Below are 24,635 nucleotides of genomic sequence, written 5' to 3' on the forward strand. Positions count from 1 at the left end.
TCGGGAAATTAAAGGCTTTTTGAATAGATAAATTGAATTTCTTTAAAGGAATATTAGTTTGGAATAGTTGGGGTGAAAAGATGAAAAAGTAAGAGTTATACGCAAAAAAGTTGCTATAAGGGAGAATATAAATGGAGATTCAGTTTAATCCAGTATTAAAAAAAGAATTAACAATTCATGATATACAAACCGAAATGGAATCTGGGCAGTTAACTTCAAAGGAATTAGTGATGTATTATCTTCATAGAATCGCAAAGTATGACCAAGACGGACCGGAAATTAATTCTATTTTAGAAATCAATCCAGATGCTATTTTTATTGCAGAAGCGTTAGATTATGAAAGAAAGACAAAAGGTATAAGGGGTCCATTACATGGTATACCTGTTTTGCTTAAAGACAATATTGAAACGAATGACTCCATGCATACAAGTGCAGGTACGATTGCTCTAGAACAAAATATAAGCAGTGAAGATGCATTTCTCGTTACAAAATTACGAGAAGCCGGAGCAGTAATAATAGGAAAAACAAATATGACAGAATTAGCAAATGCAATGTCTTTTGAAATGTGGGCTGGATATAGTGCAAGAGGTGGTCAAACAATCAATCCATACGGAACGGGCAAGGACCATATGTTTGTTGGCGGATCTAGTACAGGATCTGCGATAGCAGTTGCCGCTAACTTTACAGTAGTATCTATTGGGACAGAAACCGATGCTTCTATTTTGAGCCCCGCTGTTCAAAATTCTGTAGTAGGTATTAAACCAACTGTCGGTTTAATTAGTCGTAGAGGAATTATTCCATTTACTTATTCGCAAGATACAGCTGGACCATTTGCTAGAACGGTAACAGATGCTGCTATTTTGCTAGGGAGTTTAATTGGAGTAGATGAGAAAGATGTTGCTACTCATAGAAGTGAAGGTAGGGCAGAGCAGGATTATACAAAATATCTTAATGTTAATGGCTTAAATGGAGCGAAGATTGGTGTGTTTAACGATGCACCAAAAGATTATTACGAAAATGGTGAGTATGATGAAATCTTGTTTAAGGAAACGATCCAAGTATTACGTAATGAAGGAGCGACAGTAGTAGAAAATATTAATATTCCTTCTTTTCATAGAGAATGGAGTTGGGGAGTGCCGCTTTATGAACTGAAGCATAGTTTAGATAACTATCTTTCTAAATTACCTTCTACTATTCCGGTACATTCTATTTCGGAGTTAATGGAGTTTAATAAAAACATAGCAGAAAGAGCTTTAAAATATGGACAAACTAAGTTAGAGGGAAGAAAAGATTTTCCTAATACGTTACGAAATCCAGAATATTTAAATGCAAGATTAGAAGATATATATTTTTCACAAGAACAAGGCATTGATTTTGCATTGGAAAAATATAATCTTGATGCGATACTGTTTCCTTCCTATATAGCTTCTACTATATGTGCGAAAGCGGGTTATCCGTCTATAGCAATACCTGCAGGGTATATGGAAAGCGGGAGACCTTTTGGAATTACGATTGCAAGTACTGCCTTTAGTGAAGGGATGTTAATTAAGCTAGCTTACGCTTTTGAACAGGCGACAAAACATAGAAAAATCCCAAACTTGTCATGAATAGAATAAATAAAAAGGACAGGGAATGCCTGTCCTTTTTGTTTTAGTGATTAAAGTGAAATATCGTTCTGCTCTGTTTTATGATATTTTAATAAACTAAAAGATAAACAAGCGGAACATAAAATAAGAATAGATGCGATGATATAAATTGTACGAACACCGAACATATCGGTAATAATGCCAACGCTAAGCATAGAAAGACCAGAAGCTGTTGAAAGAAGGGCGCCATGTGCTGTATACATTTTTGATAATAAAGAAGGGGTGACACTTGATTGTAAAACAGTCGTTTGAGAAATATCTCTAATTTGATAACATGGTCCCATTAGAACACATAGAAAAAGCGCAATAAATCCGCTGCTTGTCATACCATATAAAAATGTAAGAATGCTAAACATAAGAGAGCCTATTGACATGGAGCGTATTAAATTGTTTTGAATATAGGAACTGATTTTCCATGCCAATAGACCACCGATTAACGTGCCAACATAATAACTTGTATTAATATATCCCCACCATTCCTCGCCTTTATGAAGGATAGTCGTAACATATGCCATCGTAATAGCACCAATCCATATTGTCCCGGCGAAAGTTTCAATTAAGTCCATATATGTAACGGTACGGAGAGAAGGATTTTGAAATAAGAGTTTCCAACCTTCCGATAAAGCAGTACTTTTTGAAGAGGGAGGATCTGCTATTCGTTCAGTATGTATGGTACGTAATGAAAAGTGTAATGCAATACATCCAAAAATCATTAACATGTTATTAATCATGAGTGTAGATGTAGCGCCAATGAGAAGAACGATAACACTCGTAAATGAATAAGCGGCGGCTTGCGCAATTTGTGTTGAAAAGGAAAAGATACTATTTACTTTTACTAATTTTTCTTTCGGTGTAAGGCGCGGAAGAATGCTGTATAGTAATGGAGCGCTCCATCCACTACATAATGAAATGAAAAAAATAAAAGTTAATAGAGCTATAATGTTTGTGGATAAGACTGGAAACAAAATCATTAATAATAGTAAAAAGACTGTTTTTAGCCATTGTAGCGTATATAACAACGTATAAGATGGAAAACGATTTATTATTAGTGGTGCAGAGATGTTAGCAATTAGATTTGTGATAACTTGTAATAATGGAAAAAGAGCAGTAATAGTAGCTGATTTAGTTGCTATATAAATATGAGTTGTAATAATCATTACATATACGATGTCAGCGAGAGTAATGCATGTTTTGGAACCTAAGTAGTAGGTTAGTGACAGGTTTCTCAATAAGAATAACACCTCTATAAAAATAGTATTTAGTAATTAGAATAATTGTAATTTAAAAAATGAAATTTTTAAAGAATTTAATTTTTTGTCACTTTTTGAAAGGAATTTTCATGTATAATGAAGAATATATTGATATAGTATTATATTAATAATTATTGTAACAGTGAGTATGTACAATAGCTTGTAGCAAACGCCCAAGTGTAAGAAAGGGCGGATAAACCATTCTTTTCTTCATATACATATAGAAAATGAGAAAGAAAGTGAGGGTTGCATATGGCTGCTTGGGTAATTTGGTTTATAATAGCTGGTATTTTATTTATTGCAGAAATGTTGTCGATTACATTTTACATGCTTTGGCTTGGAATTGGAGCTGTTGTCGGAGGTCTTATTGCTTTGTTTGCTCCTGATGCACTACTGTTACAAGTTACTGTTGGCGCAATTGTAAGTTTAACTTTGACATTCTTTACGAAAAGAATTTCAAAAAACTTTCGAGAAGCAAAAGGTTTTACGGATACAGTAGATATGCTTGTTGGTAAAAAAGGGATTGTTATGCAAGCGATTACAAATGAAGCGAATGGTATTGTAAAGGTGGATGGAGATACTTGGACAGCTATTGCAGATTCTTCAATTGATGCTGGAGAAAAAGTCGTTGTTATAAAGAGGCATAGTACTATATTACAAGTAAAAAAGGAGAGTGAATAAATATGGTAGCATTAACGTTAACGATTATATTCGCACTAATTGTAGTTACATTTATCGCATTAACAATTAAAATTATTCCTCAGCAAAAAGTTGGGGTTGTTGAAAGATTTGGTAAGTTTCAACGTATCATGCACCCAGGATTAAATATTTTAATCCCAATTGTAGATCGTGTTCGTGTATATCACGACTTACGTATTCAACAAACGAATGTACCACCGCAAAAAGTAATTACGAAAGATAATGTTCAAGTAGAAATAGATACAATTATTTTCTATCAAATTGTTGAACCAGAACTTGCGACATATGGTATTTCAAACTATGAATATGGTGTTCGTAATATTACTTCAGCAACGATGCGTCAAATTATCGGTAAAATGGAACTGGATGAAACGTTATCTGGTCGTGAAAAAATTTCAACAGAAATCCGCTTAGCGCTTGATGAAGCAACAGAAAAATGGGGCGTACGTATTGAACGTGTCGAAGTTGTTGATATTAACCCGCCAAAAGATGTGCAAGCATCAATGGAAAAACAAATGAAGGCTGAGCGTAATAAACGTGCAATTATTTTAGAAGCTGAAGCAGCAAAACAAGATAAAGTTCTTCGTGCTGAAGGGGAAAAGCAAAGTAAAATCTTGATGGCTGAAGGGGATAAAGAAGCGCGTATTCGCGAAGCTGAAGGTATAAGAGAAGCAAAAGAATTAGAGGCACAAGGGGAAGCGCGAGCAATTGAAGAAATCGCAAAAGCAGAACAAAACCGTATTGAATTGCTTCGTGAAGCGAATTTGGATGAGCGCATACTTGCTTACAAATCATTCGAATCATTAGCTGAAGTTGCAAAAGGACCAGCAAATAAAGTCTTTATTCCGTCTAATGCAATTGAAACACTTGGTACTCTTGGGGCAATTGGAGAAATATTTAAAGAAAAACAAGCGAAGAAACTACCTTCAAATGATACAGGAAAAGAACAATAAAAGTGAGGAAGAGAAATGGGATGCCATTTCTCTTTTTTTGTGCGTATATTCCGAAAAGCTTGTACATATCCATGTATAAAGAAGGTGATGCAGTGAAAAAGTATGCAACTCGAATACATGGGAAGAAATTAATTTCGTTACTCCTTTTATATGCGCTAATAGTAATTATAATAGCGTCGATTTTGACGTCACTTTTACATACAATGAAATCGAATTATGCAAATCAATGGTTTGGAAAAGTATCGATGCAAGGTTTTGTTCAAATGATAGAAAGTGAGAATCACTATTACGGATTTGATTATTTTAAGCAGAATAAAAGAGAGTCAGTTGGGAATTTAATGTTCTCTATTGCGACAGATTTGAAAATTAAAGATTTAAGAACATTCGTCGGTAAAGAAGTACCTGGTATGTCAAAGTATTATTCTAATATTATCGTAGCTGGGGAAGGGACAAACTTGACGAATATCCCAAATGAATCTAGTGTACCGATTGAAGAAGTAACGAAAGAACGGGAAGTAGCAAAAGATAAAGTTACAGAAGCGGAAAAGAATAATCCGGTTCAGAAAAAGAACGGAGCGAAAAAAGGTGAAAGTGCAGTATATATTTATCATACACATAGCTGGGAATCCTTCTTTCCATTATTACCAGGGGCAACTGATCCATCTAGCCCAGATGTAAATGTGTCCTTACTAGGAAAACGTATGAAGGAACAACTTGAGGGGCAAGGAATTCCAGTAATTCACGATAAAACGAATATGGGTGATTTATTAGCGAGTAAAAAGTGGGTATGGTATCAGTCATATAAAGCATCTCATGAATATGTAAAAGGAGCATTAGCACAAAATAATAAAATTGCGTTTCCGATTGATATACATCGTGATGATCAGCGTAAGAAAGTAACAACAAAAGTAATTAATGGAAAATCGTATGCAAGATTATATTTTATTATTGGGATGGAAAATGAAGGCCGTGTTGAAAATGAAAAAATTGCAAGAGCGATCAATAGTTATTTAGATGAAAACTATTACGGATTAAGTAGAGGGATTTTTCCGAAGTATAAAAAAGATGGAAATGGCGTTTATAACCAAGATCTATCGAAAAATGCGATGTTAATTGAAGTTGGTGGTGTTGATAATACGTTAGATGAATTATATAACACAATTGATGTGTTAACAGAAGCGTTTAGTAAATATTATTGGAATGATGCGGAAAAAGTGAATGGATGAGGGACGGGAGACCGTTCCTTTTTATTTTGAAATCTTAAAATGTGATATAATAGAATTTTGTGAATGTTAAATAAAGGGGGAGAGAGAAACATGCAAATACTACTAATACGCCACGGAGAATCAGAAGCTGATATTTTACATGTGCATGAAGGACGAGCTGATTTTGAGTTGACTGACAAAGGGAGACGACAAGTACAAAGACTTGTACAGAAAGTGAAAAAAGATTTTGCACCAGATTTCATTTGGGCAAGCACATTAAAACGCGCTCGCGAAACGGGTGAAACATTAGCAGAAGCAATTGGTTGTCCAATTCAATTAGAAGAGGAATTAATGGAGTTTAATAATGGAATACAAGCTGGTTTATCATTTGAAGAAGCAAAGAAATATCCAGAGCCAAAGTTTCTTCATGACCGTTTTGAAAACGGAGAGTCATTTATTGAGTTCCGAATGAGAATAGAAGGGATTTTTTCTAAAATTATGACAGAGAATACATATGATCGAATTGCAATTGTTGCCCATGGAGGCGTAATTAATAGTCTATTACGTGCATTTTTCAAAATGCCAATTTCAATGGACTACTATTTCAAAATGGGAGATACGGGAATAAGTTTAATTGAAATTGAGGGTGAACAAAAAACGGTGCATTTCATTAATGATACGAATCATTTGGACGGGATGTAAAGACTTATGTACAAAGTTGCATTTTTTGATGTTGACGGTACGCTTTTAAGCGAGATTGATAGAAGTATGCACGAAAGTACAAAAGAAGCGGTACAAAGATTAATAGATAAGGGGATTCACGTAGTTGTTACAACAGGGAGACCATATAGTTTATGCTCACAATTTAAGGGGCTAGGCATAAAAACGTATATTTCTGCAAATGGTGCACATATAAAATGTGGGGAAAAAGTTATACATAAATCAGTACTTTCAAGCGAAATCGTTCATGATATTTCAATTTTTGCTGAATTACATGGTCACAGTGTTTCTTACTTTACAGAAGAATTTGCAATGAATGATATTGCCTCCAAAGATGAACGTGTCATACGAGCGTTAAATGAAACTTTAAATTTAGAGAGGTATCCTGACAAAGTTAAAAACTTGTCAGATGAGATGTATTGCATATGTCTGTATGCTGATGAAGCAGAAGCTCAAAAATTCATTGAAAGATATCCAGCACTTACGTTTGACCGTTTTCATGGTTACGTTATGAATGTATTGGAAGATAGTAAAGTATCGAAGCTAACTGCAATTCAAAAAGTATTGGAACATTTAAATATTAGTAAATCAGAAGCCATTGCTTTTGGTGATGGTGGAAATGATATTGAGATGTTGCAGTATGTAGGATTAGGAGTTGCGATGGGAAATGGTGGAGAGGAGTTGAAGAGAAGGGCTGATTTCGTTACAACGAAGGCGAGTGAAGGCGGAATTTCTTATGCCTTAAAGAAGTTGCACATTATTTAAAACTGATAGCTAGTCAGTGTGAAAAATCCTGTTTTAATAATAGGATTTTTTTGTTCAACAATGTGCTTGCAATAAAAGGAAAAATATGAGTATAATGAGAAAGTAATTAGGTAAGCTAATTATTTAATGAGAAAGGAGAGTGAAGATGAATGGATTCAAGAAAAGATTCTCTTCCTTTAGGGATTGAGCCGTACGCAGAGTTAATCAAAAAGACAGCATCAGCGGAAACGGATCCAATCGCAGCAAAACTTGGTTTGTTAATGTTATGGACGTCTGATAATGTTCTTGATGCGGTTGACGTAGATTTAGCTCCGCTTGGTATTTCAGAGAGTAAATTAGATTTTTTACTATTGTTTATTTTGCGTGAAATGGAAGCGAATGGGGAAGAGGTGAACATGAGTCCTTCGGATATTGCGAGTCGATTAGGGATTACACGTGCTTCTGTCACTGGCTTATTAGATTGGATGGAGAAACGAGAGTTAATCGTAAGATTCCACCATTCTGAAGATCGAAGAAGATTAAAGGTGAAAATTACTCCGAAAGGAAAAGAACTAGTTACACATTCTTTACCAACTTTTTGGTTATCTTGCGCTTCGTTAGTTGATGGCTTTAATCAAGAAGAGCGTCAAGTTTTAGAAAAGTTATTAAATAAAATGCAAACAACTATGCAGGTGAAATTAGGAGAAGGTAGGTAAATAAGTTGATTATGAAGATCAACTTATTTATTTGGACATATAATTAGCTTACCTTATTATATGCTTAACTAACTTTATGAACGGTGATAATTTTTGCTATGTAATTAAAATAAATAAGAGTTAAAGGAATGCTATTTTAGTAATTTAGAGAGTTTAAACTAATAAAAACAAATCGTAATAAGGGAGAGAGTTTATGATGGAAATAGGAAAGGAAGTAAATAGTGAAAAGAATTATACAATAATGACAGCAGTATTATGTTGGTCGGGTATGGTAGTTATGTCTAGCCTATATGTAACAATACCTTTAATCTCTCTATTTTCAAACATTTTTAATACGTCATTAGCACAATCGGCAGCTACAGGAAGTATATTTTCTGTTGGCTTTGCTATAGGGTGTTTGTTATTTGGGGCAATTTCTGATAAATATGGACGAAAAAAAGTGATTTTTATTGGATTGCTTGCACTGTCGATTGTTTCTTTTTGCTTAGGGTTTGTAGATAGTTTATTTTGGCTTGTTATTTTTAGAGGTATACAAGGGATAGCAGCAGCTACATTTTCTCCAGTAGCGCTAGCCTACGTTGTAGAAATGTTCCCAGTAGAAAGAAGGGTTACAACAATAGGATTTGTTAGTACTGGTTTTTTAGTAGCTGGAATTGTAGGGCAGGTAATAAGTACTGCTGTTAGTCAGCATTTTGGATGGCATATGGTTTTCATTCTTCTTAGCATTGTCTATATAAGTACTGCTATATGGGTTTATTATTCTCTTCCGAAAGGAGAGACGTCTCAATCCTATACTGATATTTTGGGGCCAATTAAACAGATGGGTAAAGTTTTTACAAATAAAAGCTTAGTATTAAGCTATATAATTGCATTTGTTTTATTAATGGCTTTTGTTAATATGTATACTGTTTTAGGGAATTATTTGAGCTCTCCTACTTACAATTTAACTGCAGAACAAATTCTTTATTTTCGCTTAGCGGGGCTATTTGGTATGTTGCTATCACCGCTTGCAGGTCGTTTAACGAAGAGGTTTGAAGTAAGAAAAGTTCTTCAGGGAGGATTGTTGATCGCTATTTTTAGTCTAAGTTCAATGGGCTTTGTTTCGTATCTATCTCTACTTGTAATGATGAGTGTCTGTTTTGTAATAGGTATTGCTATATCCGTTCCGTCTTTAGTTTCTCTTGTAGGTCAATTAGGAGGGAAAGCGAGGGGAATAGCAGTATCTATTTATACTTTTATTTTATTTTTAGGTACTAGTATAGGACCTATCATTTCTATTTATCTAATGAAAATAGGAGGGTATGCTCAAACATTTATTTTATTAGGAATGCTACTTTTTATTGGTTTTGTAGCTTCTCTATTTATAATTAATGAATAAGTGGAAAATCACTCAAATAAAGGAATGCGAGGATCTTTCATATGCTCACATAATAAAAGATGAATTTGTCCACGATGATGATAAAAGTGTGCAACGATTTCAAGTAACCATTCAAAGCGCGAATAAGAAATACCCCAATAGGCAGTCATAACTTCTGCTAATTCTATTTGGGAGTAGGAAAGAAATGTTTTGGAGAGAAGGTTGTATCCTTCAATCATCGTTTGTTGCATTTGAGCAACTGTTACGGGCGTATGTTCTATATAAAAGGTATGTAATTCTTTTTCTGGAATACCATTTAAAATGAGCAAATCAGCATGACAAATAAGAGAAAGATGTGTACACATTTCAAATAATGATCGTTTTGAGTGAATCGGTTGTATTTTTAAATCGTTTTCACTATATTGGTTAAGCATATAAATAGAAGTATCAATAGCAACTTTTAGTTGATGTAATGCAGATTGAACAAACATTGTAATTCTCCTTGTCTCCGTATATAATAGTTTCTTGAGGATATTATATCATACTCAAAATTCCGAAAATTCTAGTAGTTTGACTAGCATAATGAAAAGTATTATATTGTAAAAGGTCATATGAAACGTGAAATAGAATGGAATGCAATTATTGAGTTAGGAGTTAGACCAATGAGTTTGAAATATGGAAGAGATACAATTGTAGAAATTGACTTAAATGCTGTAAAACATAATGTAAAAGAATTTAAAAAACATGTAAATGATGAAGAAATTAAGATGATGGCTGCTGTAAAAGCGAATGGGTATGGCCATGGGGCAGTTGAAGTTGCCAAAGCTGCAATTGAAGCTGGAATAAATCAACTTGCAGTTGCATTTGTAGATGAAGCAATAGAATTAAGAGAAGCAGGAATTACTGTGCCGATTTTAATTTTAGGATACACACCAGTAGCGGCTGTAGAAGATGTAATTCAATATGACGTTATGATGACTGTTTATAGAGTAGAAGATTTACATGGTATAAATGAAATTGCAAACCGTCTTCAAAAGAAAGTACAAATTCAAGTGAAAATTGATACGGGAATGAGTCGTATCGGTTTACAAGAAGAAGAAGTTAAACCATTTTTAGAAGAATTAAACCGTATGGAGTATATAGAAGTAGTAGGGATATTTACGCATTACTCTACGGCAGATGAAATCGATAAATCATATACGAATATGCAAACAAGTTTATTTGAAAAAGCTGTTAATACAGCGAAAGAATTAGGAATTCAAATACCATATATTCATAGTTCAAATAGTGCAGGATCAATGGAATTAAGTAACACATTTCAAAATATGGTGCGCGTTGGAATAGGAGTGTACGGTATGTATCCATCAAAAGAGGTGGATCATTCAGTCGTTTCTTTACAGCCTGCGTTGTCGTTAAAATCAAAAGTGGCTCATATTAAACATGCGAAGAAAAATCGTGGTGTAAGTTATGGGAATACGTATGTAACAACTGGTGAAGAATGGATTGCGACTGTACCAATTGGTTATGCTGATGGTTATAATCGTCAATTATCTAATAAAGGCTATGCGTTAATTAACGGGGTTCGAGTACCTGTAATTGGCCGTGTTTGTATGGATCAGTTAATGTTGGATGTTTCAAAAGCGATGCCAGTACAAGTAGGAGACGAAGTAGTATTCTACGGTAAACAAGGTGAAGAAAATATCACAGTAGAAGAAATAGCGGATATGTTAAGTACAATAAACTATGAAGTTACATGTATGCTAGATAGAAGAATTCCGCGTGTTTATAAAGAAAATGACGAAACAACTGCAGTTGTAAATATATTAAGAAAAAACTGAATCATTTAGATTCAGTTTTTTTATTTTTGGCAAGTGAAAAATGCTCTATTTGTACCGTACGATTGAATATTTTTAAAACCTACAGATTGTAATGCATGAGTAATTTCGTCTTTAGTGTAACATGTTTCTTTAAAAGAAAAGTCACTTCTTTTCCAAATATCATTTGTATCACGTGTAAATAATATGAAATTCATTTCTGCTTTTTTGTTTTTATTATTAAATGTAGAGTCAATCGTACAAACATATTCTTTCTCTGAAATATGAAACGAAGCAATCCAGTTTTCAAGAAATCCTTTTTCCATATTCATATCAAATGCGAATATACCCTCGTTATGTAATACGGAGTAAACGTTGTGAAACACACTTTTTAGTTCATCTAAATTCATAATATGGTTTAAACTATCACCGGCAGAGATGACGTAGTGGAATTGCTCATTTATATTGAAATAGCGAGCGTCATCGACGAAAAAGGTTGCATCTGGCGCATTTTCACGTGCATATTCAATCATTTGAGTAGAACCATCTATACCAGTTACTACAAAATTGTTATCAAGTAGTTTCCTAGTAAGATGACCAGTCCCGCAACAAAGATCTAAAATATGAGAATGTGGTTGTGCATATTGTAAAACGAGTTTTTCAAAAGCAAGATAGGAGTGTTCGGCAAAATGTCCCCAATGTTTATTATAAATAGATGCGAAAATATCGTAATCAGAATAAATAAGTTTTTTAGACATAAATATTCTCCGTGCTATTCATTAAATTATAATAGTCATGCTTCGTTTTAATTTTAAAACCACATTGTGTATATAGTTTTAAAGCATGGTTATTTTTCGTTTCGACGTCTAATTCAATTGTTGAAGTTCCTTCTGTAATAAGGGTATGTACCATATAACTAAGAATATCTTTTCCATATCCTTTACCTTGATAAGAAGGATGAACGGCGAATCCTGATAGTGTAGTAGATTGTTCTTGCTCAGTAACTGTAATTGTTCCAATAGCTTTTTCGTTAATAAGAGCACTGTAAACTTTATGAGAAGGTGAAGTCATCATTTTTTGTAACCATGTAGCCGTATTGTCTACTGAATCACCAAAAGCTTTACTAGAAATTTCAATAAGGTCAAGAAGTGATTCTGAAGCTGCAAGAGTAAGCTGTATATTACTTTCTGTTGTTTTTTGAATTTCGTTTATTTTGAACTCCATACTATATTCACTATATAAATACGGTAACTTCATATGTTTTACAAATTCATTCCCAGAAATAGAATCCCCATTGATAATAAGAAGAGCTTCATCTGCCTCTCTATTTTGTATTTCTTTCATTGCAGTTTGTAAAAGGGTAGTTCCGAAACGTTGTTTTCTAAAATGAGGATGTACAAAGCCTATTAGTTCAAGCTTTGCTGGTCTTTCGAAATCATACATATTTAAAGTGCCAATTAATTGAGTACCGTTATAAAGAAGAAAATCGTTTATATGATCTTCATTTCGATTTTTTAAAAAGTTGATATGTAAATCTGAAGAGTAATCAAGATTGTCTTGTTGCCCGCAAATATAAGCCAAATCCTTCATTTGCTGTATTTCACTTTCTGTTACAGAACGCTTTTTCTGAATATCCATTGTATACTCCCTCTCAATTGTATTTAAAAATAGGATGGGTGACTTAACCATTCCTTTAATTCCACACTACCTTGCACAGATAACAGTCGGTATAAATAACGATATGGTCGTCTACATTCTTCAAGATGAGGAATAGGCATAATTGTTTCGTAACCACTTTTAAAGGCATGTGCTTCTTTTTCGGTAAGTACATATTCTAGTCCGATAAAATCAAACTCTCGCGGGGCAACCGCGTAAGCTTCAGTATCTACTAAACCCGTAATAGTTGTACCGTCATATAAAAATTGGGTAGGGTCCATATCAAGTAAGACGAGTGTAGCTTCTTTTGGTATGGACAGGGAAGAAAGCTGTGATTCAAAGGTAGGAAAAGCATTTTGTATGCTTTCATCATCGGAATAAAACATATTCACAAGCTCTTTACTCACGTTTAAAATATGTGATTGGAATTCATCTAGTGGAACTTGGAACGTGCCTGACGGATTTCCTATAAAATCGGCTTTAAACTTATGTATTTCTGCAAGTCCTTTTCCTAGGCTAAATAAAATAGAATCTGGTTGCTCGATAAAAGATTGAACTGTGTTACCTACTAACTTTTCGACCACCACAAATTCACGGCCATTTAAAACATGTTTTTCTAATATTGTTGGGATAGGAAGATTCGTATGTTCTTGTAGCAATGTATGTACAGTTTCTAAATGATGGACGTTCCTTGGATCAATTCCAAATAGATTTTTACATCCCCACCAAAAATCATTATTTGGTTCTTCATTTATTTTAGAAGTACGAACGATAACTTCTGTATCTTCTGTTTGAACGAGAAAAACATCACTTGCATGATCTTCATAACCTGGGTGCAAGGCTTGAACGGATAGAATAGGTGAATTGAATAGTTGTTGTAGCATGAAAAGACTCCCTTTTCTGTAAATTCTATAAATTAATTATATAACAGATGATGTGTTAGGAGGATAAAGATAAAAAGATTGAAAGCATAGTTACATTTATAGCGAAAATTCATTAAAAACATTATATTTCTACATTTTTGTGTGAATTGTCTGAAAATACAGTAGTAAGACTTGAATGTAAGACTCATATCTTTAAATCTATGAAGAGTAAAAGTAAAATTAAGCATTCATTTATAAGATTGTGAATCACAATAATGTAGACTATAGAAAATATTTCTCAATAATAAAATGAAGAGAAAAGCATGAAGAAGTAGAATGCATTCATTTATAATAGACTTAAATTAATTAATATAATTAATTGTTAACTTTATAAGATTGATTGGATAGGAGAGAATATTATGGCAAATGTACTCGTAATAAATTTCCCTGGGGAAGGTCATATTAATCCGACTTTAGCTATTGTAAGTGAGTTAATCCAACGAGGGGAAACAGTTGTTTCTTATTGTATTGAAGATTATAGAAAGAAGATTGAAGCAACAGGTGCGGAATTCCGAGTGTTTGAGAATTTTCTCTCTCAAATTAATATTATGGAACGAGTAAATGAAGGTGGGAGCCCTTTGACGATGCTATCTCATATGATTGAAGCATCAGAGCGTATTGTTACTCAAATTGTAGAGGAAACAAAAGAGGAAAAATACGATTATTTAATATATGATAATCATTTTCCAGTAGGGCGTATTATAGCGAATATTTTACAATTACCAAGCGTTTCATCTTGTACAACGTTTGCTGTTAATCAGTACATTAATTTTCATGATGGGCAAGAATCGAGACAAGTAGACGAAATGAATCCATTATATCAATCTTGTTTAGCGGGAATGGAAAGATGGAATAAGCAGTATGGAATGAAATGTAATAGTATGTATGATATTATGAACCATCCTGGTGATATTACGATTGTATATACTTCAAAAGAATATCAGCCGCGTGCAGATTTATTTGATGAATCGTATAAATTTGTAGGTCCATCAATTGCTGCTCGAAAAGAAGTGGGGAGTTTTCCTACCGAAGATTTAAAAAATGAAAAAGTGATTTTCATTTCTATGGGAACAGTTTTTAATGAACAACCTGCTTTGTATGAAAAATGTTTTGAAGCGTTTAAAGATGTAGATGCGACAGTCGTATTAGTCGTTGGTAAGAAGATAAATATAAGTCAATTTGAAAATATCCCGAAAAACTTTAAGTTGTATAATTATGTCCCGCAATTAGAAGTTTTACAGCATGCTGATGTATTCGTGACACATGGTGGTATGAATAGTTCGAGTGAAGCGTTATATTACGGTGTTCCATTAGTTGTAATTCCGGTAACAGGAGATCAGCCATTCGTTGCAAAACGATTGACTGAAGTAGGGGCAGGCATAACACTTAATCGTAACGATTTAACTTCTGAATTGTTACGTGAAACTGTAAAGAAAGTAATGGATGATGTGACGTTTAAGGAAAATAGTCGTAAAGTGGGAGAGTCGCTTAGAAATGCTGGTGGATATCAAAGGGCAGTTGAGGAAATATTTGAATTAAAAATGAAGCCATACGTAAAGATTAAATAGATGTTAGAAACACACTTACTTTTAATTTGTAAGTGTGTTTCTAGTATTACGTGTTACATAAAAATAGCGATAAAGGTGAAACTTTTTTGTATATAAATCGATACCTTTGAATTAGTAGTAAAATTACGTTAAAATAATACTAAGAAAATATATAAGTTTTGGGGGTAATGAATGAAGAAAGTATTTGAATACGTATTATTAACAATTGGCTCAATTATAGTAGCAGGTTCATTAGAGCTTATTTTAGCACCTAATGGATTAGTAGATGGCGGGGTAACGGCTATTGCTATTATGGCAAATAAAGTCGCAGGATTGCCGCTTTATGGTGTGTTCTTAGGAATTAATATCCCAATTTTATTATTTACTGCAAAAGTAATGGGAAAGAAATTTTTTATCCGTACATCTTATGCGAATGTAGTTACAACACTCGGATTAATTTATTTAAAACCATTTCCAGCAATTACGACTTCTGAGTTATTAATTGTACTTTATGGTGGAGTGCTGTTCGGAATTGGTGTTGGGATTGTTGTTAAAATGGGTGGAGCAATTGACGGTTCGGAAATGTTAGCAGTTTGGATGAATAAACACTTTAATGTACCGATTAGTACATTTTTACTTGCAGTAAATGCAGTTATTTTCATCTTTGTTGCCATTTTATTTTCAATCGAACAAGCGATGTTCTCATTAGCCATTTTCTATATTGTTACGAAAATGATTGATTTTATATTAGATGGTATAAATCAAGGTAAGAGCGTTATGATTATTTCTGGTAAGAATAAAGAAATAGGCGATTTACTTATGAAAGAATTGCAACTATCTGTTACGTATCTACATGGAGAAGGTGGTTTTTTAGGGGAGCATAAGAGAATCATTTATTGCATTACAAACCGATTCATTTATCCGAAAATGAAAGATCTCGTTCTCTCTGTAGATCCAACCGCTATAATTGAAGCTTCTTATTCAACAGAAACGACTGGTGTGAAACGTCCGGGAAGGAAAGCTAGGTCAGGTGAATAACTAGCAGAAGGCTGTCCAAAAAGTTATTTTGGAACAGCCTTCTTTTTTATTTTGTTGAATTGTTAGTATGTTACAAGTTAAACCCACTGTTAACAAGTTTCCTTGCAACTAGGGAACCAAGCGTCTTTCAATAATGTAGCCAACGTTTCAATTTTATTTTCTGGAATACTACCAAAACCGAGTAATACGTATGATTCCTTACGTAAATCATTCACGAAATCATATGGAGAAAGCGGGTATAATTTAACGCTTTGTTTTTTAGCGGATTCAATCAGTTCGTTTTCATTCATACTGTTATGGACACATAAAACAATATGAAGTCCGGACTGTTCGCCAAGAATTTGAACATTAGCCCCCATTTCTTTCATAATGGATTTTACTAACGCATGATGTTTTCTTTTATATAGTGTACGACTCCGGTTAAGATGACGTTCCCAATTCCCGCTTTGTATAAAGTTAGCAAAAGCAAGTTGTTGTATTGTAGCGACTGTTTGTTTAAAAATTCCATGCAGTTCTTGATATGTTTTTAAAAGATGTGGTGGTAAAACAACATATCCCATTCGTAAAGAAGGTAAAAAAGATTTTGAGAAAGTCCCCATATAAATAACGCGTTCATTTGAATCAAGACTTTGCAAAGAAGGAATCGGCTTACCAGCGTAGCGAAACTCACCGTCATAGTCATCTTCAATAATGTATCCGCTGCAATCATTAGCCCACTTTAACAATTCTGTTCTTCTAGATAAAGGCATAATAATCCCGAGTGGAAATTGGTGTGATGGTGTAACGTATGCGACATTGGCATTTGTGTTATATAAGCTAGAAATATCAATACCTTTTTCATCCAATGGTATGGGATGAATTTGTCTATCACAGCTTTTAATGATTGCGTGTATACGGTGAAATCCAGGGTTTTCAATGCCGTATTCTTTTGTAGGGCCAAGCAGTTGAAGTAGTAGCCAGAGAAGTGGCTGCGTTCCGGCACCGATCACAATTTGATCAGGTGAAGAATGTACACCGCGAGAATGATATAAATATGTTGATATATGCTCTCGAAGAGCGAATTCACCTTGAGGGTCTTCTTTGGCAAATAGTGCATTTTCGTATTTAAGAATGGATTCTTGTAATGCTCGTTTCCAATTTGTAATCGGAAATGTATTTTGATCAATAAGCCCTTGGCTACAATCATATTCGAATTTTTCGTCTATTAAATTGCTCGTCTTCATTGCTGCATTTCGTTTTTTGTTTGGGATAACGTCAATATCGAAATTTGCTACAAAAATACCACGTTTCGGTTTACTTTCTACATAACCTTCAGCTAATAATTGTTGATAAGCTGATTCAACAGTGATGCGGCTAATATTAAGTTGTGATGCTAAATTTCTGTGTGAGGGTAGACGTGTACCAACAGAAATACTCCCTTGTATAATTTCAGCTTTTATATAGTCGTAAATTTGCAAGTAAATAGGTGTGTTACTTTGTAATTGCAATGGGATAGTAAAATCCATATAAAACTCTCCTTTAAAACTGGCCTTATAAAAAATACTTAAACTGTCACTTGAGTAAAGGGCAGTTACTTTCTATAATAATGATACAACATTTAGAAAATTAAATAAATAGTTAGAGGAGAGTTAAAAATGAATGTTAAAGAAGTAGTAACAGAAGAGCAATTACATGAAGTATTACCTGTTTTACAGCAATTAAGAACGAAACTTTCAAAAGAGGAAACAAGCTCTTTATTTCGAAATATGAAAGAAGAAAATTATAAACTATTTTCGCTGCGTAATGAGGAGGATGAAGTTGTTAGCCTTGCAGGTGTAGCGATTTGTACGAACTTTTATAATAAGAAGCACGTTTTCGTATATGACCTTGTAACGGCAGACGCACATCGTTCAAAAGGACATGGAAATGTATTACTTTCGTATATAGAGAACTGGGGAAAGGAAAACGGATGTGAATCTATCGTCCTCACATCAGCATTTGCAAGAATTGATGCGCATCGTTTTTATGAAAGAGAAGGGTATGATAAAGTGAGTTATTCTTTTCATAAAGAATTATAAAAAATAAGAAGAAGTTGTCCCGCAAAAGTTGGGAACAGCTTCTTCTTATTTTTTAAGTTATTATTAAACCGTAAATAGGTTGTAAGTTATGGTATATGTATTTGAAAAGGTTATATAGTGTATTTTGTCGAATTATTTTAATTTAATAAAGAGAATGATTGGAGCGCTTATACTTGAAGAAAATAAAGAAACTATCAATCCCTAATGATGCTAGAGTTATCGTCATATCTGATATTCATGGAGAATTAAATCTTTTAAAAGAAGCACTACATAAAGTTAACTTTAAAGATGAAGATTATTTAATTATTAATGGAGATCTTTGCGAGAAAGGACGAGATAGCGTAGGCGTAGTAAACTATGTTATGAATCTTGTAAAGAACAATTCAAAGGTTCACGTTGTTGAAGGAAATTGTGAAGTTTTAGTTGATGCTCTTCTAAATGAAAATCCTCGTCTTATTAATTATTTATGTACGAGAAAGCATTCGATTTTTAATGAATGGCTAGAGCAATTGGATTTTTCAGTTCATGAAGGCACTTCAATTCGTGAAGTGAGAGAAGCATTGCAAAGTGAATTTTCACAAGAAATACATTGGCTAACGGAGTTACCGACAGCGATTGAAACAGAAGATTATATTTTTGTGCATGCCGGGCTAGAAGATAGAGTAGATTGGAAAGAAACAGAGCGCAAAAATGCGATAGCAATGCCAGAGTTTTTTAATAAATCACATAAAGCAAATAAGTATGTAATAGTTGGTCATTGGCCTGTCGTGAACTATTCTGAAGAAGCACCGTCTAACAATCCAGTTATTGATGAGGAGAAAAAAATTATTGCAATAGATGGAGGAAATGCAATTAAAGAAGCAGGACAATTAAATGCATTTATCATTCAGAGGAAACAAACGGGCGATACGTTTTCTTATACATATGTAGACTATTTTCCAGGGTACGAAGTAATAGCGGATTTTAATGCGAATTCAGAAATGCAGGGCGGAGTGACATATCCGTATTATTACATAGAGCCTATCGAGAAGATGCAAGATTACACAATATGTAAGCAAAAGGAAACAAATAAATTACTCACTGTAAAAAATGAATACATGAAACAACTTGAGTCAGGTGAATATACAGTGAAAACTGATATTTCTTGTGCGCAAATAAGCGTTAGAAAAGGAGATATCGTTTCTCTCATTGATGGTAGTTGTTCAGGATATGATTTAATTAAAAAAGATGGTGTAGAGGGGTGGATAGAGAAAGGCATTTTGCTTGAGCTGAAATAGGAGGGATGTAACCTCCTATTTTTTATTGCCTATTTTGCGCCTTCGTACTTCAATTAACCTTTTAAATTAGTGGACTGCCTGCTGTCTTTAATAAGTAAATAAATCGTACTCGGTAGAATGATAAGCGTCATTCCTAAAATAATCGCTAGTATACCATAACCTCTATACGGAGCAGAAACGATAAACGGAAGTATCGAAAAAAAAATACCTGCTATCATCATTGAAATACTACTAATATTTGAAGCTCTTTTTTCGAGGTACTTATCATTCCATTCTAATGAAACGGTTGATTTAGTCGTATCAATTTTGGAACTGAAATAACCTATTAATATAAATAAAAGCCCTAATGCTAAAAATATGAAATGATCAAGGGGAAGTGAAAAGCCAAGAGCGATGAGGGCAATGACAATATCGACAAAAAATAAGAATAGTAACATTGTGTTGCCGATCCAATGGAGAAATTTCTGGTTACTCGCTGCTTTAGATAAAGCTAAAAATACAAAGAATAAGAAGGAACATATAATTATATTTACGATTACAAAAGTGCTTTTATCCATTGTTGATGTAGGCGTTCCATTGAAGTCCCATTTCGTAACAATATTTGATGGTAAGAAGAAATATAGAATAATATTTGTCGTAATAATAGTGAGAAATAAAGCAATACTAAATCGATTATTCACTGAATCACCAGCTTTCTAAATCAATAATTGGTATCTAATAACAAAATTATACTATAATATATGATATTAGTTTTGATTTTTCTGAAAAAATATTATAATTATATATGAAATAAAGAGAAATGCAGGAGGGAATTATGCAAAACGTTGTATTAAAGGGGAAGAAAGTTACAATTCGTACAATAGAAGAATCAGATATAAAAACATTATGGAATATCATATTTAAAGAAGAAAGCCCAGAATGGAAGAAATGGGATGCGCCATATTTCCCGTTCTCAATGCAAGAATACTCTTCCTATAAAGAGAAGATGCAAACTCGTTTAAAAGAAGAACCACTGTCAAATTTAATTATAGAAAATAACGGTCAAATCATTGGGACAGTCGGGTTTTATTGGGAATATAAACCGTCGCGTTGGTTAGAGATGGGGCTTGTGATTTATGACCCAACATACTGGAATGGTGGTTACGGTACGGAAGTATTGACATTATATAGAGATTTGCTATTTGAAAAAATGGAGATTGGTAGAGTAGGAATCACGACTTGGTCTGGCAATGAACGAATGATGAAAGTAGCAGAGAAAATAGGAATGAGCTTAGAAGGTAGAATGCGAAAGTGTCGTTATTATAACGGCACATACTATGATTCTATTCGAATGGGCATGATTCGTGAAGAATGGGAAGCGCTATGTGTAACGAAGGGGTGAGAAAGATTGTACCCTATCATTGCTACATTTGATCGTGTGTTTACTAATAAAATTACAGAACTGCAAAATGAATTAACAAATGTAATTGGAACAAATCAATTAGCCGGAGTAGAACCTCATATAACGATTGCGGATTATAATGAGTTAGATGTTCATTTGTATACGGAGAAACTAGGGGAGTTTGTAGCTATTCAAGAAAATATGGACGCAGTAACTTTTCCTTCTGTTGGAATTTTTCCTACTAATGGAACGGTCTTTCTAGCACCGACTGTTACCGATGAATTTTTAAAACTTCATCATTCTTACCATGATTATTTTAAAAATTTTCATGACAATCCAAATTCATATTACGTACCGGGAAAATGGGTTCCGCATTGTACGATTGCAAATAGATTACATACAAAGCAGTTTTTAAGTGTAATGGAATATATTTATGAAAAATTTGATTTTGCAACAGCTTCAATTGAGAAATTAAAATTAATTAAGGTGAATTATGAAAATGGTTCTGCCATTTCTTCTAGTATATTAGCAGAATATAATTTAAAGAGAATGGAGACATCGAGATGACATATGTAATTAGAGAAATGAAGCAAGAGGATATTCGTGCTGTACAATCAGTAGCGAAAATAGCTTGGCATGATACATATGAAGGCATTATTCCGAGAGAGATTCAAGATAGTTTTTTAGACGAGGCATATTCTGATGAAAAAATGAAATATCGCCTTAAAAATACACATTTATTCGTTGCGGAAGAAGAGGGTGAAGTAATAGGATTTGCGAACTTTTCACCTGTTAGACTACAAAACGAAGCAGAATTAGGGGCAATTTATTTGTTGCCAGATCAGCAAGGAAAAGGGATCGGAAGTGCTTTATTACAAAGAGGGATTAAGGCATTAAATGGGATACGGAAATTGTACATACATGTAGAAGCAGCAAATGAAAAAGGAAAACGCTTTTATGAAGCGAAAGGTTTTGCTGAATTAGAGCAATTTGAAGAAGACTTTGAAGGACATATGATGCAGACAGTAAGGATGGTTTTATACGTATAAGGAGGACTAGTAATGAAAATTTTTGATTTTAGTGAAAAAGTAGGAAAGCACCTATCAGTATTTCAATCTAATTTCATCATGTCGAAAATAGTAAACCATCAAGGAAATGTACATATCGGTGCTATGCATTTACACGAGAATGGAATCATCGGTAATCATGAAGCAGTTGTATCTCAACTGCTTCTTATTGTGGACGGAGCAGGATATGTATGTGGGGCAAATAAAAAAAAGATAAAGGTAGAGGCGGGACAAGCTGTGTTTTGGGAGAAGGGAGAGCTCCATGAAACAAGTACAGAACAAGGATTAACGGCAATTGTTATGGAAGCGGAGAATCTTGAACAAGGGATAGTAATGCCTATTATTCAAGGGGAGTTGTGAAAAATGATAATTAAGGCGAATCAAGAAGATACCAATGAAATATTAAAATATGCGGCGCAATCGCTTTTTGAAGGGACGAGAGGGAATTGTCAATTAAGTACCGAGAAAGCGATTGAAATTACAAAGCCGATTGTAGAAAAAGGAGCATATTATTTAATCGTTAAAGAAGCAAATAAAGTAATGGGATGGATATTAATAGGGGAAAATACAGACTATTTTTCTTGTGAAAAACTTGGATTTATATATGAATTGTACGTTTTCCCAGAATATCGCGGGAAAGGATTATCGAGAGAACTGATGGAAGCTGGTATTAAGGAATTGAAGGAGAAATATTCAGAAATTAGGTTGAATGTATTTACTGGGAACTTTGCAAAAGAGATGTACGAAGAGTTTGGGTTTGTTGAAAGACAGGTAATTATGACTTTGAAGTGAGTATAATAGTCTGAATGAGGGAAGCGCGAAAGCATGAGAAAAGAAAATGAGTATGTAGCGTATTTACAAAGTGTGTATCCTGAACTACAAATAAAATCGGCACATGTAAATGAAATTGGCCAAAATAATGATGTTTTAATTATAAATGATAATATAGTATTTCGTTTTCCGAAATATGAAAAAGGTATTCAAAAACTTCGAGTAGAAACAAAGTTACTGGAGAAAATACGACCATTTATTACGATCCAAATTCCTGATCCAAGTTATCAAAGATTGCAAGAGGAAGTGCTAGGAAAAGTATTTGCAGGATATGAAATGATTGAAGGGGAACCGTTTTGGAAAAATACTTTTACGGGAATAAATGATGAAAAGCAATTACAGAAACTTGCGTGCACATTGGCGGGATTTTTAAAAGAATTGCATGAAATTCCGTTATCCACATTTGAAGGTATTATGCAAAATGATAGTGCTGATATATATGCAGAAACAAATAGTTTATATAGTCAATTAAAAGATTATGTTTATCTATACATGAGAGAAGAGGCAAAAAGAGAAGTTTCATTATCTTTTGAAACGTATTTAAATGAAGAGAGCCATTTTAATTTTACATCGAGTCTTGTTCATGGGGATTTTGGCATGACAAACATCTTATATAGTGCAACAAAAAAGGATATTTCAGGGGTCATAGATTTTGGTGGTGCGAGCATTGGAGATCCTGCTTATGATTTTGCAGGTATATTAGCTAGTTATGGAGGAGAGTTTTTACAACTATTTGAAGCACATTATCCTAATTTAGAAGCAGTAAGGGAACGAATGTATTTTTACAAAAGTACATTTGCTCTTCAAGAAGCATTATTTGGTGTACTAAATAATGATAAGAAAGCCTTTGAAGCTGGAATAGCACAGTATGTATAAAAGCCGATTTTAAATCGGCTTTTAATTATCGATACATCGTCCACATCCCAATATCTTTAAACCCTAATCGTTTGTAAATACGTCCAGCAGCTGGATTGTTATAAAATAAACAAAGTGCTCGGCCTTCTTTCGTAAAGTCTTGAATCATTTTTTGCAATATGAGTGAAGCATATCCATTTCCGCGATAATTTGGGTGTGTACATACACCAACTACCATAGCGGATAATGAATTTTCAGCGGAAGTAGAGGCGGATGCAATAATAGCACCGTCTTTTTCAATATAATATGTGCGTCCTGTATTTGTTTTGAGAGCTTGTCTTAATATTTTCTCTGATTCATTAGCAACTGGAAATTCAGCAATGTTACCTCGCAATTGCATAATTCGCTCTACATCATCTAGTGTGGCAAGTTTAATTGTTTCATGAATTGGTGTGCTAGGTAAGTTGTTGTCATTTAGACATTCACAAAAATACATTTCATTTTTGACGCCTAATTGTAGACTTGGAGCAGTTTCAAACTTTTCTACAATAGTTGACTTACCAGAGAGTTTAAGCGGCTTATATGCGGAAAGAAGTGCCTCATAATCAGTGGTAACAAATTCTTCTTTACTATAGGGTATAAATGCCTCATGAAAGCGGAGCAAAATTGATTTTAATGTTCCATTCTCTTTAAATACTCCCCATAATTCTTGAAAATCTGTGTCATAACCGAAAGCTTCAATATCTCCAATAATAAACAAGTTAAGGGCTGCTTCTTCTTTTAGGTAAGCGAATACTTGTTCATGATCTTTCTTTGTTAATTTTCGCATCATAACGAATCGACCTCTTTTTTATTTTTCTAAATATTACAACTTAAGTTTTTTGAAATCAATATAAAAT

General features: G+C 33.7%; 27 protein-coding genes. 19 read left to right on the forward strand and 8 right to left on the reverse strand.

Annotated features, from left to right (window positions below):
* Positions 1 to 131: 131 nt before the first annotated feature.
* On the forward strand, positions 132 to 1,607 hold the full coding sequence (locus ACW0JX_RS10140) for an amidase family protein (protein WP_088023984.1): 1,476 nt from the start codon (positions 132 to 134) through the stop codon (positions 1,605 to 1,607).
* A 50-nt stretch (positions 1,608 to 1,657) separates the two neighbouring features.
* On the opposite strand, the gene ACW0JX_RS10145 is transcribed toward ACW0JX_RS10140, so the two are convergent.
* Positions 1,658 to 2,875: an MFS transporter gene (locus tag ACW0JX_RS10145; RefSeq protein ID WP_141241082.1), complete on the reverse strand. Its 1,218-nt coding sequence runs from the start codon at positions 2,873 to 2,875 to the stop codon at positions 1,658 to 1,660.
* A gap of 273 nt (positions 2,876 to 3,148) precedes the next feature.
* Between ACW0JX_RS10145 and ACW0JX_RS10150 the strand changes: the two genes are divergently transcribed.
* The 7 genes from ACW0JX_RS10150 (at position 3,149) to ACW0JX_RS10180 (ending at position 9,311) form a co-directional block, all read left to right on the forward strand.
* On the forward strand, positions 3,149 to 3,577 hold the full coding sequence (locus tag ACW0JX_RS10150; RefSeq protein ID WP_000741974.1) for an NfeD family protein: 429 nt from the start codon (positions 3,149 to 3,151) through the stop codon (positions 3,575 to 3,577).
* 2 nt (positions 3,578 to 3,579) lie between these two features.
* Positions 3,580 to 4,548, forward strand: a complete 969-nt coding sequence (locus ACW0JX_RS10155) for an SPFH domain-containing protein (RefSeq protein ID WP_000226254.1) — start codon at positions 3,580 to 3,582, stop codon at positions 4,546 to 4,548.
* Between the two features lie 20 nt (positions 4,549 to 4,568).
* Complete coding sequence (gene spoIIP, locus ACW0JX_RS10160; RefSeq protein WP_459245635.1) at positions 4,569 to 5,774, forward strand: stage II sporulation protein P; 1,206 nt, start codon at positions 4,569 to 4,571, stop codon at positions 5,772 to 5,774.
* 90 nt (positions 5,775 to 5,864) lie between these two features.
* A complete protein-coding gene (locus ACW0JX_RS10165) occupies positions 5,865 to 6,455 on the forward strand; it encodes a histidine phosphatase family protein (RefSeq protein WP_001166441.1) in 591 nt (196 codons plus the stop codon).
* Positions 6,456 to 6,461: 6 nt separating this feature from the next.
* Positions 6,462 to 7,238 carry a Cof-type HAD-IIB family hydrolase gene (locus tag ACW0JX_RS10170; protein WP_089170859.1) on the forward strand — a complete coding sequence of 259 codons (777 nt, stop codon included), beginning with the start codon at positions 6,462 to 6,464 and terminating at the stop codon, positions 7,236 to 7,238.
* Between the two features lie 149 nt (positions 7,239 to 7,387).
* Positions 7,388 to 7,933, forward strand: a complete 546-nt coding sequence (locus ACW0JX_RS10175) for a MarR family winged helix-turn-helix transcriptional regulator (protein ID WP_000378333.1) — start codon at positions 7,388 to 7,390, stop codon at positions 7,931 to 7,933.
* Positions 7,934 to 8,129: 196 nt separating this feature from the next.
* Entirely contained in the window at positions 8,130 to 9,311 is a 1,182-nt protein-coding gene (locus tag ACW0JX_RS10180) for an MFS transporter (RefSeq protein WP_459245636.1), read from the forward strand.
* Positions 9,312 to 9,319: 8 nt separating this feature from the next.
* On the opposite strand, the gene ACW0JX_RS10185 is transcribed toward ACW0JX_RS10180, so the two are convergent.
* Positions 9,320 to 9,781, reverse strand: a complete 462-nt coding sequence (locus tag ACW0JX_RS10185; RefSeq protein ID WP_000498006.1) for a DinB family protein — start codon at positions 9,779 to 9,781, stop codon at positions 9,320 to 9,322.
* A 171-nt stretch (positions 9,782 to 9,952) separates the two neighbouring features.
* Between ACW0JX_RS10185 and alr the strand changes: the two genes are divergently transcribed.
* Positions 9,953 to 11,128: an alanine racemase gene (gene alr, locus ACW0JX_RS10190; RefSeq protein WP_002093966.1), complete on the forward strand. Its 1,176-nt coding sequence runs from the start codon at positions 9,953 to 9,955 to the stop codon at positions 11,126 to 11,128.
* 20 nt (positions 11,129 to 11,148) lie between these two features.
* On the opposite strand, the gene ACW0JX_RS10195 is transcribed toward alr, so the two are convergent.
* The 3 genes from ACW0JX_RS10195 to ACW0JX_RS10205 are packed head-to-tail and all read right to left on the reverse strand — an operon-like array spanning position 11,149 to position 13,644.
* Positions 11,149 to 11,862 (reverse strand): class I SAM-dependent methyltransferase, encoded by a 714-nt coding sequence (locus ACW0JX_RS10195; protein ID WP_459245637.1) that lies wholly within the window; start codon positions 11,860 to 11,862, stop codon positions 11,149 to 11,151.
* Entirely contained in the window at positions 11,855 to 12,742 is an 888-nt protein-coding gene (locus ACW0JX_RS10200; protein ID WP_459245638.1) for a GNAT family N-acetyltransferase, read from the reverse strand. The genes ACW0JX_RS10195 and ACW0JX_RS10200 overlap by 8 nt, the downstream gene beginning before the upstream one ends.
* A gap of 23 nt (positions 12,743 to 12,765) precedes the next feature.
* On the reverse strand, positions 12,766 to 13,644 hold the full coding sequence (locus tag ACW0JX_RS10205; RefSeq protein WP_459245639.1) for an aminoglycoside phosphotransferase family protein: 879 nt from the start codon (positions 13,642 to 13,644) through the stop codon (positions 12,766 to 12,768).
* Between the two features lie 398 nt (positions 13,645 to 14,042).
* Here ACW0JX_RS10205 and ACW0JX_RS10210 point away from each other — a divergent pair, with 398 nt between their 5' ends.
* Together ACW0JX_RS10210 and ACW0JX_RS10215 are read left to right on the forward strand one after the other, a co-directional pair.
* Positions 14,043 to 15,251: a macrolide family glycosyltransferase gene (locus ACW0JX_RS10210; RefSeq protein WP_459245640.1), complete on the forward strand. Its 1,209-nt coding sequence runs from the start codon at positions 14,043 to 14,045 to the stop codon at positions 15,249 to 15,251.
* A 171-nt stretch (positions 15,252 to 15,422) separates the two neighbouring features.
* Positions 15,423 to 16,268, forward strand: coding sequence for a YitT family protein (locus tag ACW0JX_RS10215; protein ID WP_000755126.1), 846 nt, complete (start codon positions 15,423 to 15,425; stop codon positions 16,266 to 16,268).
* 89 nt (positions 16,269 to 16,357) lie between these two features.
* Here ACW0JX_RS10215 and pdxR read toward each other — a convergent pair whose 3' ends face one another.
* Complete coding sequence (pdxR, locus tag ACW0JX_RS10220) at positions 16,358 to 17,773, reverse strand: MocR-like pyridoxine biosynthesis transcription factor PdxR (RefSeq protein ID WP_459245641.1); 1,416 nt, start codon at positions 17,771 to 17,773, stop codon at positions 16,358 to 16,360.
* A gap of 129 nt (positions 17,774 to 17,902) precedes the next feature.
* On the opposite strand from pdxR, the gene ACW0JX_RS10225 reads away from it, so the two are divergent.
* Both ACW0JX_RS10225 and ACW0JX_RS10230 read left to right on the forward strand, forming a co-directional pair.
* Entirely contained in the window at positions 17,903 to 18,325 is a 423-nt protein-coding gene (locus tag ACW0JX_RS10225; RefSeq protein ID WP_001101119.1) for a GNAT family N-acetyltransferase, read from the forward strand.
* Positions 18,326 to 18,498: 173 nt separating this feature from the next.
* The gene (locus ACW0JX_RS10230; protein ID WP_000721391.1) at positions 18,499 to 19,602 is read left to right on the forward strand and encodes a metallophosphoesterase; all 1,104 of its coding nucleotides are present in this window, start codon (positions 18,499 to 18,501) and stop codon (positions 19,600 to 19,602) included.
* Positions 19,603 to 19,655: 53 nt separating this feature from the next.
* Here ACW0JX_RS10230 and ACW0JX_RS10235 read toward each other — a convergent pair whose 3' ends face one another.
* Positions 19,656 to 20,282, reverse strand: a complete 627-nt coding sequence (locus ACW0JX_RS10235; protein ID WP_016081920.1) for a DUF1648 domain-containing protein — start codon at positions 20,280 to 20,282, stop codon at positions 19,656 to 19,658.
* A gap of 134 nt (positions 20,283 to 20,416) precedes the next feature.
* Between ACW0JX_RS10235 and ACW0JX_RS10240 the strand changes: the two genes are divergently transcribed.
* From ACW0JX_RS10240 to ACW0JX_RS10265, 6 genes are read left to right on the forward strand one after another with little or no spacing between them, the layout of a single operon-like run.
* Positions 20,417 to 20,983, forward strand: coding sequence for a GNAT family N-acetyltransferase (locus ACW0JX_RS10240; RefSeq protein WP_001181853.1), 567 nt, complete (start codon positions 20,417 to 20,419; stop codon positions 20,981 to 20,983).
* Between the two features lie 6 nt (positions 20,984 to 20,989).
* Positions 20,990 to 21,550, forward strand: a complete 561-nt coding sequence (locus tag ACW0JX_RS10245) for a 2'-5' RNA ligase family protein (RefSeq protein WP_459245642.1) — start codon at positions 20,990 to 20,992, stop codon at positions 21,548 to 21,550.
* On the forward strand, positions 21,547 to 22,032 hold the full coding sequence (locus tag ACW0JX_RS10250; protein ID WP_088114941.1) for a GNAT family N-acetyltransferase: 486 nt from the start codon (positions 21,547 to 21,549) through the stop codon (positions 22,030 to 22,032). The genes ACW0JX_RS10245 and ACW0JX_RS10250 overlap by 4 nt, the downstream gene beginning before the upstream one ends.
* Before the next feature lie 12 nt (positions 22,033 to 22,044).
* Positions 22,045 to 22,410, forward strand: a complete 366-nt coding sequence (locus ACW0JX_RS10255) for a cupin (protein WP_459245643.1) — start codon at positions 22,045 to 22,047, stop codon at positions 22,408 to 22,410.
* 3 nt (positions 22,411 to 22,413) lie between these two features.
* Positions 22,414 to 22,842 (forward strand): GNAT family N-acetyltransferase, encoded by a 429-nt coding sequence (locus tag ACW0JX_RS10260; protein WP_459245644.1) that lies wholly within the window; start codon positions 22,414 to 22,416, stop codon positions 22,840 to 22,842.
* A gap of 33 nt (positions 22,843 to 22,875) precedes the next feature.
* Entirely contained in the window at positions 22,876 to 23,757 is an 882-nt protein-coding gene (locus ACW0JX_RS10265; protein WP_459245645.1) for a phosphotransferase family protein, read from the forward strand.
* Between the two features lie 25 nt (positions 23,758 to 23,782).
* Here ACW0JX_RS10265 and ACW0JX_RS10270 read toward each other — a convergent pair whose 3' ends face one another.
* Positions 23,783 to 24,568, reverse strand: coding sequence for a GNAT family N-acetyltransferase (locus ACW0JX_RS10270; protein WP_459245646.1), 786 nt, complete (start codon positions 24,566 to 24,568; stop codon positions 23,783 to 23,785).
* Positions 24,569 to 24,635: the final 67 nt, after the last annotated feature.

It is taken from the genome of Bacillus sp. C-3-6 (assembly GCF_054509685.1).